Consider the following 12638-nt stretch of genomic DNA (forward strand, 5'->3'; position numbering starts at 1 on the left):
GATCAATGTCAGATTTAGTCATCGTTGAGTCGCCTGCAAAGGCGAAAACCATTCAGAAATATCTCGGACCGGGCTATGAGGTAATTGCCTCAATGGGTCATGTCCGTGACCTTCCCAAGTCAAAAATGGGTGTTGACAAGGATAACGACTTCAAGCCTCAGTATACCGATATGAAGGGCAAGGAGGACGTTATCAAGGAGCTTAAAAAGCGCGCAAAGAAGTGCGATAAAGTTTATCTCGCAACCGACCCTGACCGCGAGGGAGAAGCCATATCATGGCATATAGCGCAGATGCTCAAGCTGGATATGAACGCAGATAACCGTGTGGCTTTCAATGAGATCACCAAGACAGGCGTTAAAAACGGTATGAGCAATCCGCATAAGATAGATGTAGACCTTGTAAACGCTCAGCAGGCAAGACGTATACTCGACCGTCTTGTGGGCTATGAGCTCAGTCCGTTCCTGTGGAAAAAGGTAAAAAGAGGACTTTCGGCAGGCAGAGTTCAGTCTGTAGCTGTACGTCTTGTAGTTGACCGCGAAAACGAGATACGCGCTTTCGTGCCTAAGGAATACTGGTCTATAGACGCAAAATTCACAGCACCTTCATCAAGAAAGGTATTCGATGCTGCTCTTGTAGCAGTTGACGGCGAAAAGCTTGAGATACCAAATCAAGCAGAGGCTGACAACCTTCTTGCAAGACTTGAAAATGCAGAGTACACAGTCACATCTGTAAAGAAGCGTGTCACAAAGAAACAGCCTGCACCGCCTTTCATCACATCTACCTTACAGCAGGAAGCCTCACGTAAGCTCAGCTTCAGTGCAAAGCGTACCATGAAGGCTGCGCAGGAGCTTTACGAAGGTGTTGACGTAGAGGGCGTAGGTGCAGTAGGTCTTATCACTTACATGAGAACCGACAGCCTGCGTATATCAGACGAGGCAAAGGCAGCTGCTGCCGAGTACATCGGAGTAGTTTACGGCAAAGACTATCTGCCCCCCGAGCCAAGAAACTTCAAGACCAAGAACAACGCTCAGGACGCCCACGAAGCAATACGTCCTTCAACTCCAGAGCTTACTCCCGAAAGAGTAAAGAGTAGCCTCAGCTCCGACCAGTATAAGCTCTACAAGCTCATATGGGAGCGTTTCATCGCAAGTCAGATGGCAAATGCTCTCCTTGATACGGTATCTGCCGATATCGAAGCAAACGGCTGTACTTTCAGAGCATCGGGCTATTCAGTAAAGTTTGACGGATTTATGGCACTTTACGTAGAGTCGAACGATTCCGAAGAGGGCAGCAAGAAGATGCTTCCCGAACTTAAAGCAGAGGATAAGCTGAAACTGAAATCCATAGCAGGAAATCAGCATTTCACTCAGCCGCCTCCGCGCTTTACGGAAGCTTCGCTTATCAAGGCACTTGAAGAAAACGGCATAGGCAGACCAAGTACCTATGCTCCTACTATAACCACTATAACTTCACGCCGCTATGTCGAGCATGAGGGCAAGGCTCTGAAACCTACAAACTTAGGTGAAGTTATCACAGAGCTTATGAAGGATCACTTCAAGAAGATAGTTGACGCTAAATTCACAGCGGAAATGGAAAACAACCTCGATGAAGTCGAGCACGGCTCAAAGAACTGGGTAAGCACCCTCCATGAGTTTTACGATGATTTTTCCAAAACTTTGAAAAAGGCTGAAGAAGCTATGGACGGCAAGCGTGTGAAAGTTCCCGATGAAGAGACCGACGTTGTCTGCGAGCTTTGCGGCAGGAACATGGTCATCAAGTACAGTAAGTACGGTAAATTCCTTGCCTGTCCGGGATTCCCCGAGTGCAAGAACACAAAGAAGATTGTTACAGAGGCTGACGGAACTTGTCCGAGATGTGGAAAGAAGATGCTGCTGAAAAAGTCAAAGAAGGGCAGAAGCTTCTATGGCTGCGAGGGATTCCCTGATTGTAGCTTTATGACATGGAACGTGCCTACTAAGGAGATATGTCCTCAGTGCGGCAAGACTCTGTTTATGAAGGGCGGCAAGTCGGGCAAGCTGGTATGCGAGAATGACGGCTGCGGCTATGAAAGAGAGCTTAAGAAATGAACGATATCGTTAACGTTATAGGTGCAGGACTTGCAGGCTGTGAAGCGGCATGGGCTGTGGCAGAAGCAGGCATAAGGGTGCGTCTTTATGAGATGAAACCCGAAAAGTATTCTCCTGCTCATAAGTACAGCGGCTTTGCGGAGCTTGTATGCTCGAATTCCCTTAAAGCTGCAAGGCTTGAATCGGCTGCGGGACTGCTCAAATACGAAATGGAGCTTCTCGGTTCGCTGACAGTGCCATGCGCAAAGGAGAATTCCGTAGAAGCAGGCGGCGCACTGGCTGTAGACCGTGAGAAGTTCTCGGACGCAGTTACGGCAAAGATAAAGTCCCACCCTCTTATCGAGGTCATAGGCGGCGAGGTCACAGAGCTTCCCGAGGGAACGACTATCATTGCTACAGGACCTCTTACACAGGGAGCTATGGCTGATATTATCCGCGGACTCTGCGGCGAGGGACTTAGCTTTTATGACGCAGCAGCTCCTATCGTTACGGCTGAAACCATAAATATGGAAAGTGCATTTTACGCTTCACGCTATGACAGAGGCGATGCGGACTATGCTAACTGTCCCATGAACAAGGAAGAATACCTTGCTTTCCACGAAGCTCTTATAAATGCGGAAAAGGTACAGCTCAAGGACTTTGAGACACACCCGTTCAGTGTATACGAGGGCTGTATGCCTATTGAGGAGCTTGCTTCCCGAGGTGTTGACACTATGCGCTTCGGACCTATGAAGCCTGTGGGCATAGATGATCCGCGTACAGGCAGGAGACCTTACGCTGTTGTACAGCTGAGAAAAGAGAACCGTGAGGGAACACTTTTCAACCTTGTGGGATTTCAGACAAACCTAAAATTCGGTGAGCAGAAGAGAGTATTCTCAATGATACCCGGGCTTGAAAATGCCGAGTTCATGCGCTATGGCGTAATGCACAGGAACACATTCATAAACAGTCCCGAGCTTCTTAACTCTGATTTCTCAATGAGAAACCGTCCCGAGATATTCTTTGCAGGACAGATAACAGGAGTTGAGGGCTATATGGAAAGTGCAGCCAGCGGACTTATAGCAGGTATCGCTGCATCACGCAGGCTGAAAGGACTTGAGCCTGTAAAGCTTCCGCTCGATACCATGACAGGAGCACTTTCTCATTATGTCAGTGATCCTTTCAACAGCGGAAATTTCCAGCCAATGGGAGCTAATATGGGGATACTTCCCGATATCGGCGTAAGGATAAAGGATAAAAAGGAACGCTACGGTGCATACGCACAGCGCGCTGTAAATTCGCTGAGAGGAGAGCTTGAAAGAATTGGCGGTAAATGTAATAGTTGATGCATTCGGAGGAGACAACGCTCCTCTTGAAGTAATAAAGGGCTGCGAAAGAGCAGTCCGCGAGCTTGGAGTTAAGATAACACTTACAGGACGCGAAAAGGAAATAAGGGCTTGTGCCGAGAAAAACGGCATAAGTCTCAACGGAATAGAAATAGTTCATACCGATGATGTTTTTGATATACATGAAGAACCGAAGGAGATAATCAAATCAGGAAAAAACTCCTCAATGGCAGTTGGTCTGAGCTTACTTGCAGAGGGAAAGGGCGATGCCTTTGTATCCGCAGGAAGCACAGGAGCACTTGTAATGGGAGCGACCTTCATCGTCAAGCGTATCAAAGGCATTAAGCGGATAGCACCTTCACCTGTACTTCCAGGAGATAAGGGCAATTTCGTACTTATCGACGCAGGAGCAAATACCGAATGTCGCCCCGAGATGCTGGTACAGTTTGCAGTAATGGGCAGCGCGTACATGGAAAAGGTAATGGGCATAAAGAACCCGAAGGTAGGACTGCTTAACATAGGCTCTGAGGAGACAAAGGGCAGAGACCTTGAAATAGAAGCGTATAAGCTGCTTGAAAAAAGCGGTCTTAACTTTGCAGGAAATATCGAGGCAAGAGAGATGCCGCAGGGAAATGTGCAGGTCGTAGTTACTGACGGCTTTACGGGAAATATCGCGCTCAAGCTCTATGAGGGCATGGGCAGCTTCTTTGCTAAGAAGATGAAGTGGATATTCTCGGGCGCAGGAAAAATCGGTGCAATACTTTCAATTGGTAAAATAAAGACATTCCGCAAGCAGATGGATTACAAGGAAGTCGGCGGCTCCGCACTTTTAGGTGTGAAGAAGCCCGTAATAAAAGCACACGGAAGCTCTGACGGTACAGCGTTCTTCAATGCGGTAAGACAGGCAAAACGTTGTGTCGAGGGCGATGTCGCAGGAGTCATAGAGAGCTATGTAGCTCGTACAGCTTCTGCGGACAAGGAGTGATAAAATGGAAAATTTAGAAAGATTTGAGGAAATAATAGGCTATAAATTCAAAAACATACAGCTGCTGAAACAGGCACTGTCTCACTCATCATACGCAAACGAAAAGAAGATGCCCAGCGGCAGCAATGAGAGACTGGAATTTCTCGGTGACAGCGTACTTTCTATCGTTGTATCGGATTTTCTTTATAAGAACCTCAACGTTGCAGAGGGCGAGCTTACAAAAATGAGAGCTTCTCTTGTATGCGAGAAGTCTCTCCATATATTTGCACAGCAGATAGAACTCGGCACTTTCCTCCGCCTTGGAAAGGGCGAGGAGAATACAGGCGGCAGAGAGCGTCCTTCCATACTTGCAGACGCTTTTGAAGCAGTTATCGCTGCTATATACCTTGACGGCGGTATGGAGCCTGCGGCAAAGCACATACTCCGCTTCATGCCAAAGGACATACGCCATGCAAAGAAGCCTGTTTTCAACGATTTCAAAACAGTTTTGCAGGAAATAGTCCAGAAGAACCCCGAGGAAAAGGTGGAATACGTACTTATCGGTGAGGAAGGTCCCGACCACAACAAGCGTTTTGTAGTTGAGGTGTGCCTTAACGATCAGGTCATAGGCAAGGGAAAGGGCAAGAGCAAAAAGGAAGCCGAGCAGCTTGCAGCAAAGGAAGCTCTCGAACTTATGGGCTATGAAGCACAGTAACATATCTGTTTTTATACCCCATATCGGCTGTCCTCATCAGTGCAGCTTCTGCGATCAGCGCACCATAAGCGGCGCACAGCACGCTCCCGACGGAAATGAAGTCAGGGAGATATGCTCAAAGGCATTAAGTGAAGTCAGAGAGCCGCAGAATACCGAGATAGCCTTTTTCGGCGGCAGCTTTACGGCTGTTCCAAGTGATTATATGATCGAGCTTCTCACAGCAGCATCTGAGTTCGTTGGTGAGGGAAAATTCAGCGGCATACGCTGTTCTACACGTCCCGACTGTATCAGTGAAGATGTACTTGAGATATTGAAAAAGTACGGTGTTACAGCTATAGAGCTTGGTGCGCAGTCAATGGACGATACAGTTCTTGAAGCAAACGAGCGCGGACACAGTGTACAGGACGTTGTTGAAGCAAGCAGGCTTATAAAGTCCTACGGCTTTGAGCTGGGCTTGCAGATGATGACGGGACTTTATAAAAGCTCCCGTGAAAGCGATATCGCCACAGCAGATGCCATAATCAGCATTTGTCCCGATACTGTAAGGATATATCCTGTTGTAGTCATTGACGGCACAAAGCTTGCTGAGTATTACCGCAGGGGCGAATACAGAATGATGCCTCTTGATGATATGGTGGGGCTGTGTGCGGAATTGCTCGAAAAGTTTGAGAAAAAAGGAATAAGGGTAATAAAATGCGGACTTCATGCATCGGAATTTGTGGAGCATGATATGGTGGCAGGCTATTATCACCCTGCTTTCCGCGAACTGTGCGAGAGCAGGATATACCTTAAAAAGATAGAAGCATTCGCAGAGAACTGCGGATATATCCGTATCGCCGTACCCCCAGGGGATATAAGCAAGGCGGTAGGACATAAAAAAAGCAATATTGCATATATGAAGTCAAAAGGCGTGGAGGTGAAGATAGTTCCCTCAGCCGATGACAAAACAGAAATTATCGAACGGCGGTGAATGAATGTACCTGAAATCACTTGAAATACAGGGCTTTAAGTCCTTTCCAGACAAGATAAGCCTTACCTTTGACAAGGGACTTACCGCAGTTGTCGGACCTAACGGAAGCGGCAAGAGCAATATCGGTGACTCTGTTCGCTGGGTACTTGGTGAACAGTCAACAAAGACTCTCCGCGGAAACAAAATGGAAGATGTAATCTTTTCGGGTACTGTTGCGCGAAAGCCTATGGGATTTGCCGCAGTTACGCTGAATATAGACAATTCCGACAATACTCTCCCCGATATCGGTGATGAAGTTGCGGTTACACGTAAGCTTTACAGAAGCGGCGAGAGCGAGTACCTTATCAACGGAAAGTCCTGCCGATTGAAGGACATAAACGAGCTTTTCATGGACACAGGTCTGGGACGCGACGGCTACTCTATAATCGGACAGGGACGAATTGCCGAGATAGTAGGTGCAAAAAGCTCTGAACGCCGTGATATTTTTGAAGAAGCGGCAGGTATCTCAAAGTTCAGATACAAAAAGCTGGAAGCAGAGAGAAAGCTTACAGCCGCACAGGAAAACCTGCTTCGTCTGACGGATATACTCACCGAGCTTGAAGGCAGAGTCGAGCCCCTGCGTATACAGTCGCAGAAGGCGGAGAAGTTCATAAAGCTTGCAGAAGAGCGTAAAAAGCTGGAAATATCCGTCTGGGTGACAAAGCTGGACGAGATGAAGGTAAAGCTTGACGAATTGGAAAGCAAGATACTTGTCAGTAAGAACGAGTACGAGAACGTTGAAAACGACATTCAGCGTGAGGAGCAGAAAATAGCCGACGGCATACGCAAGATGCAGGAAAGCACCATGCGAGCCGACGAGCTCCGCCGCAAAATGCTTGAAGAGGAGCAGACGGCTTCGGAAATGAAGTCGGGCATAGCCGTTCTCGAAAATGATATAAAGCACTGTAATGAAGCAGTTGAAGCTGCTCAGAAGAATATAGACAATGCCGAGGAAGCTAAGAAAGCTCTTGAAAATGAGCGTAAGGCAGCTGCCGATAAGCTTGCTGAGCTTGAAGCTCAGAAAAAGGCAATGGAAGAGGAGATAAAGGAAGCCGAGGAAAGCTTCCGCAGAGCTGAGAGCGAAAGCTCTAAGCTTGGCGATTCCGTTGACAAGGCAGGCAGCGAGATAAACGGACTTTACATCAAGCAGAGCGAGTACCGTTTTGCGATAGAGTCCTCAAAGCAGACCATAGCCGAGCAGACTGCAAGGCTTGCCGAGCTTCGTGAAAGCAGCGGCGACCTTGGTCAGAAGCTGAAAGAGTACGAAGCGCAGACCGAGAGCGTAAAGGCAGAAGCCGAAAAGAACAAGGCAAAAGCCGAGGAGATACGCAACAGGCTCAGCGGACTTGAAAGGCTTTTCAAGTCGCGCAGAGAGGGCTTCGAGCAGGCGAAAAACGACTTTGAACGCGCACTTTATGAACTGAAAGACAAGCAGCAGAGACGCAAGATACTTACCGATCTTGAAAACAACATGGAGGGCTTTGCAGGAAGCGTCAAGCAGGTGCTGAAAGCTTCAAAGCAGGGACGTATCGGCGGTATCTTCGGAACTGTGGCACAGAATATAAGCGTTGAGCCCGAGTACGCTGTGGCTGTTGAAACAGCACTGGGCGGTGCTATGCAGAATATCATCGTTGAAAACGAAGATATCGCAAAACGCTGCATACGCTTCCTTAAAGAGCAGAAAGCAGGCCGTGCAACATTCCTGCCCATAACCTCTGTAAAGGGCTATGAGCTCAAAGAGCAGGGACTTGAAAACTGCGAGGGCTTTGTTGCCAATGCCAACAAGATAGTAAAGTACGATCCGAAATTCAGCGGCATCATAGCTTCCCTGCTGGGACGTATAGTCATTGCCGAGGACATCGACACAGCTACCCTTATCGCCAAGAAGTACGGATACAAGTTCAGGATAGTAACTCTTGACGGTCAAGTCATAAACGCAGGCGGTTCGTTCACAGGTGGTTCTGCACAGCGTTCGGGCGGTATAATAACCCGTAAGAACGAGATAGATACCCTTGATGCAGAGATAGCAAAGCTTGCTGACGAGCGTGATACTCTCCGTGAAAAGGCTGAGAAGCTCCGTGCGGAGTCCGAAAAGCTCAGATTTGACACAGAGGCTGCAAAGGAAGATCAGACAAAGTGCGAGGCAGAGAGAGTTCGCCTTGAAGCAGAGCTGAACAGCCTTGCTTCACTTGCAGAGCAGTTCCGCGCACAGTCTGAAAACTCCGAGAAGCTCAAAGCTGAAACAGAGCAGAAGATAGAAGCTGCAAAGCAGAACATCGAGGACTCTGAAAAGGCACTTGCCGACACCGATGAGGAGATACGCGTTGCCGAGGAAAAGCTTGCTCAGGGACAGGATATCCGCGAAAAGCTGAGATTGCAGAGAGCAGAGCTTTCCGACAAGCTCTCACAGCTCAAGATCAGAGGCATGGAGCTTGCAAAGGACGTTCAGGCTCAGGAGCTTGAGATAACTCGTATCGACAGACGTGCCGAGGAGCTGAAATACGGTACTCATCAGTATGAAGAGGAGATATTCAGACAGCAGGAGCTTATCGGTCAGAAGAATAACGAGATAGAAGATCTGAAACAGAAGCTTGCCGATTTCAAGGACAATACAGCATCTTACAATGCAGAGATACAACGTTGCCATGCAACTCATACCGAGCAGAACAGACTCGTCAACGAGATGCAGAATGGTCTGAAAGCCATAAACGACTCCAAGGAAAAGCTTTCGGCAGAGGTCACAAGGCTTGAAGAACGCCGCGAGACTGTGTGCCGTGATACGGATAATATCATAAGGCAGCTCATGGAAGTTTACGAGCTCACACGTTCCGAGGCTGTTGCTATGGCTGAGAAAATTGATGACATGATAGCTGCACAGGCAGAGCTTACTACAATAAAGAACAAGATACGCGCTCTCGGAAGTGTCAACGTAGACGCTATCGAGGAGTATAAGGAAGTATCCGAGCGTTACCGTTTTATGTCGGAGCAGATAGCAGATGTTCAGAGATCTAAAGCAGAGCTTGAAAAGATAATCACCGACCTTACTGCCGAGATGTGCAGGATATTCTCGGAGAGCTTTGCAATAATCAATTCAAACTTCAAGAGCATATTCGTAGAGCTTTTCGGCGGCGGAAAGGCAGAGCTCATACTTACCGATCCCGAAAACGTACTTGAATCGGGCATAGAGATAAGCGTTGCACCTCCGGGAAAGGTCATCAAGAACCTTATCTCGCTTTCGGGTGGAGAGCAGTCCTTTGTTGCCATAGCTATTTACTTTGCTATTCTGAAACTCAGACCTGCGCCTTTCTGTATACTTGATGAGATCGACGCGGCTCTCGATGAAGTAAACGTAAGGAAGTATGCACAGTATCTGAAAAAATTCACGGATACAACGCAGTTCGTCCTCGTAACTCACAGAAGAAGTGCGATGGAAGAAGCAAATGTGCTTTACGGTGTTACCATGCAGGAGGACGGAATATCCAAGCTCCTTAAAATGGAACAGGTGGATTTCCAGGAGGACGTTGCTGATATTCAGTAAGGTGTCACATTTTGATATTTTGATATGTTATATAATATAGACCACGTTTGGAGGATATAATGGGACTTTTTTCTAAAATTGCCAGCGGTCTGAGAAAGACCAAGGATTTCCTTTTCGGAGGTATCCAGAGAGTACTCAACTCGTTTACCGTAATTGACGAGGACCTTTTCGACCAGCTCGAAGAGCAGATGATAATGAGCGATATCGGCGTTGAGACCTCTGAGGAGATATGCGACAGACTTCGCAAGAAGATAAAGGAGCGCGGTATAACCGATCCAAAGGAGATAATGGGACTTATCCACGAGGTCATCTCCGAGATAATGGGCGATGATACAGGACTTGACCTTTCCGTATCACCTGCTGTTATTATGGTCATCGGTGTAAACGGAGCAGGCAAGACTACAACTATCGGCAAGCTCTGTCACCAGTTCAAGCAGGAGGGCAAGAAGGTCCTCGTTGCTGCTGCCGATACCTTCCGTGCAGCTGCTATTGACCAGCTTGAGGTATGGACTCAGCGAGCAGGAGTAGATATCGTAAAACACGCAGAGGGCTCTGACCCCGGAGCTGTAGTATACGATGCTCTTGAAGCTGCAAAGGCAAGAGAGTGCGATGTAGTTGTTATCGACACCGCAGGACGCCTCCACAACAAGAAGAACCTCATGGAGGAGCTTAAAAAGATAAACCGTATCATCGACAACAAGGCAGGAGAGTGCTCACGTGAGATACTCCTTGTGCTCGATGCCACAACAGGACAGAATGCGGTAAATCAGGCTAAGCTTTTCAGCGAGACAGCACCTATCACAGGTATCGTGCTCACAAAGCTTGACGGTACGGCAAAAGGCGGTATCGTTATCTCCATAAAGAATGAGCTTGGAATACCAGTAAAGCTCATAGGTGTGGGCGAAAAGATAGACGACTTACAGCCATTTGACAGCAATATGTTCGTTGATGCTCTCTTTGCTTCACCCGAACAGCTCGAAGAGCTTGCAGAAGAGGAAGAAGCTGCTGAGGCATACGATGAAGATGAATACGAGGAAGAGACAGAGGACGACAACACTGTTGAAGTTGACGGCGTAAAGGGCTATTACAACGAATACGGCGCATTTATTCCTTATGCAGAGGACGAAGAAGATGAAGAAGAGTCCTATGACGAGGAATACGAAGAGGAAGAGACTGAGGAAGAATACGAAGAAGAGTTGGAAGATGAGTCCGAATATGAGTATGAGGAAGAGTCTGACGATGATGCTGATGATGATACAGACGAGGCTGACGACAGCGAGCTGACCGAAGATGAAGAAGAGTCAGACGAAGAGGACGAAGCTGAGGACGAGGCAGAAGAAAGCGAAGCTCCTGCTGAGCCTGAGAAGAAGAAAAAGCGCGGATTCTTCAGCAGACTGTTCGGAGGTAAGGACGATGATTAAGCAGCTGGTAATGGCTACGAACAACGCTAACAAGCTCCGTGAGGCAAGAGAGATACTTGCTCCCCTCGGTATAGAGGTGCTCTCTCAGCGTGAAGCAGGTGCAAACTGCGACCCTGAAGAAAACGGCACTACCTTTGCGGAAAATGCACTTATAAAGGCAAAGGCTGTATATGAAGCCGTTGGACTTCCGACTATTGCTGATGACAGTGGTCTCTGTGTTGTTGCCCTTGACGGCAGACCAGGGGTGTATTCCGCAAGATATGCTCCTGAGGGACAGCACTGCGCAAAACTCCTTGAGGAGATGAAGGACGTCCCTGAGGATAAGAGAACGGCTTCATTCAATTGCAGTATCGCCTATATTGACGCTGATGAGATCAAAGTAGTAGGCGGCGGCTGTATAGGACGTATCGGTTATGAGCAGTGCGGAACAAATGGTTTCGGCTATGATCCTGTTTTCATGGTAGGAGATAAAAGCATGGCTGAACTTACTGCGGAGGAAAAGAACGCTATAAGTCACAGAGGTGCAGCTTTAAGAGAGTTGTACAAGTATCTTAAAGAAAGATTTGGTGATTGAATGTTAACAAGCAAACAGAGAGCGTACCTGCGCGGTATCGCTTCAACATATGAGACCATATATCAGGTTGGCAAGGGCGGAGTCACAGAGGCTATGTGCAAGGATATTGCAGAGGCACTCCGCAAGAGAGAGCTTATAAAGCTGAGAGTCCTTGATAATTCGGGTTGGACTGCTAGAGAAGCGGCCGATGCTATCGCAGAGCAGACAGACTCCGATGTAGTACAGGTCATAGGCAATAAATTCGTGCTTTTCAAGCGCAACGAGAAAGACCCTGTTATCGAAAATATCCCCAAGGCAAAGTAAGTCATGAAGGTACTGATAATAAGCGGTACGAACCACAAGGGCTCGACCTACAGTATCGGACGGTTGGTTGCTGAAAAGCTGACTAAAGCAGAAAATATCAGCGAGGTATTCCTGCCACGTGATTTTGATGAGTTCTGCTGCGGCTGTACCAATTGCTTCACAAAGTCAGCCGATAAATGTCCTCACTATGCAAAGCTGCGCCCCATAACGGAGCTTATAGACGCTGCCGATGTGCTGATACTTACATCTCCCGTGTACGTATATCACTGCACAGGTCAGATGAAGGCTCTCCTCGACCACTACGGCTGGCGTTGGATGTCGCACCGTCCTGACGAGAGAATGTTCAGCAAGCAGGCTGTAGTTGTGGCAACAGCTGCGGGTGCAGGTATGAAGTCAACAATGAAGGATATGGCTGACAGCTGTTTCTTCTGGGGAATACCTCAGACCTACAAGCTTGGAAAGGCTGTAAGAGCAGTTGACTGGAACAGCGTTTCTCCCAAGATGAAAGACAGCATTAACGCAAAAGCCGACAGTATCGCCAAAAAGATAATGAAAAGGCAGGGAAAAGTACCTGTCGGCATAAAAACAAGGGCGTTTTTCAAGATAATGAGCCTTATACAGCGTAACGGTTGGTGTAAGGCTGATATGGACTACTGGAAGGAAAAGGGCTGGACAGGCAGCAAACGCCCGTGGAAATGAAAG

Annotated in this window: 9 protein-coding genes and 1 pseudogene; all 10 read left to right on the forward strand. The window is 47.9% G+C overall.

The window, feature by feature from the left end:
- Positions 1-5 precede the first annotated feature (5 nt).
- Positions 6-2087 carry a type I DNA topoisomerase gene (gene topA, locus QZZ41_RS07800; protein ID WP_295070108.1) on the forward strand — a complete coding sequence of 694 codons (2082 nt, stop codon included), beginning with the start codon at positions 6-8 and terminating at the stop codon, positions 2085-2087.
- Complete coding sequence (trmFO, locus tag QZZ41_RS07805) at positions 2084-3412, forward strand: methylenetetrahydrofolate--tRNA-(uracil(54)-C(5))-methyltransferase (FADH(2)-oxidizing) TrmFO (RefSeq protein WP_295070110.1); 1329 nt, start codon at positions 2084-2086, stop codon at positions 3410-3412. The genes topA and trmFO overlap by 4 nt, the downstream gene beginning before the upstream one ends.
- On the forward strand, positions 3390-4397 hold the full coding sequence (gene plsX / locus QZZ41_RS07810) for a phosphate acyltransferase PlsX (RefSeq protein ID WP_295070111.1): 1008 nt from the start codon (positions 3390-3392) through the stop codon (positions 4395-4397). The genes trmFO and plsX overlap by 23 nt, the downstream gene beginning before the upstream one ends.
- A gap of 4 nt (positions 4398-4401) precedes the next feature.
- Positions 4402-5091 (forward strand): ribonuclease III, encoded by a 690-nt coding sequence (rnc, locus tag QZZ41_RS07815; RefSeq protein WP_295070113.1) that lies wholly within the window; start codon positions 4402-4404, stop codon positions 5089-5091.
- Positions 5045-6061, forward strand: a complete 1017-nt coding sequence (locus QZZ41_RS07820) for an elongator complex protein 3 (protein WP_295070115.1) — start codon at positions 5045-5047, stop codon at positions 6059-6061. The genes rnc and QZZ41_RS07820 overlap by 47 nt, the downstream gene beginning before the upstream one ends.
- 4 nt (positions 6062-6065) lie before the next feature.
- Positions 6066-9638, forward strand: a complete 3573-nt coding sequence (smc, locus tag QZZ41_RS07825) for a chromosome segregation protein SMC (protein WP_295070117.1) — start codon at positions 6066-6068, stop codon at positions 9636-9638.
- Between the two features lie 59 nt (positions 9639-9697).
- A pseudogene (gene ftsY / locus QZZ41_RS07830) lies at positions 9698-10597 on the forward strand (signal recognition particle-docking protein FtsY); the annotation flags it as partial.
- Positions 10598-11051: 454 nt separating this feature from the next.
- Positions 11052-11633 carry an RdgB/HAM1 family non-canonical purine NTP pyrophosphatase gene (rdgB, locus tag QZZ41_RS07835; protein ID WP_295070119.1) on the forward strand — a complete coding sequence of 194 codons (582 nt, stop codon included), beginning with the start codon at positions 11052-11054 and terminating at the stop codon, positions 11631-11633.
- Positions 11634-11936, forward strand: a complete 303-nt coding sequence (gene yhbY, locus QZZ41_RS07840) for a ribosome assembly RNA-binding protein YhbY (protein WP_028518740.1) — start codon at positions 11634-11636, stop codon at positions 11934-11936.
- Between the two features lie 3 nt (positions 11937-11939).
- Positions 11940-12635 carry an NAD(P)H-dependent oxidoreductase gene (locus tag QZZ41_RS07845; RefSeq protein WP_295070121.1) on the forward strand — a complete coding sequence of 232 codons (696 nt, stop codon included), beginning with the start codon at positions 11940-11942 and terminating at the stop codon, positions 12633-12635.
- Positions 12636-12638: the final 3 nt, after the last annotated feature.

Source organism: Ruminococcus sp. (assembly GCF_016283395.1).

Excerpts from the sequence above, each read along its gene's own strand:
- yhbY (WP_028518740.1), top strand. The coding sequence starts at position 11,634 with ATGTTAACAAGCAAACAGAGAGCGTACCTGCGCGGTATCGCTTCAACA.
- trmFO (WP_295070110.1), top strand. The coding sequence starts at position 2,084 with ATGAACGATATCGTTAACGTTATAGGTGCAGGACTTGCAGGCTGTGAA.
- rnc (WP_295070113.1), top strand. The coding sequence starts at position 4,402 with ATGGAAAATTTAGAAAGATTTGAGGAAATAATAGGCTATAAATTCAAA.
- smc (WP_295070117.1), top strand. The coding sequence starts at position 6,066 with ATGTACCTGAAATCACTTGAAATACAGGGCTTTAAGTCCTTTCCAGAC.
- topA (WP_295070108.1), top strand. The coding sequence starts at position 6 with ATGTCAGATTTAGTCATCGTTGAGTCGCCTGCAAAGGCGAAAACCATT.
- QZZ41_RS07845 (WP_295070121.1), top strand. The coding sequence starts at position 11,940 with ATGAAGGTACTGATAATAAGCGGTACGAACCACAAGGGCTCGACCTAC.
- rdgB (WP_295070119.1), top strand. The coding sequence starts at position 11,052 with ATGATTAAGCAGCTGGTAATGGCTACGAACAACGCTAACAAGCTCCGT.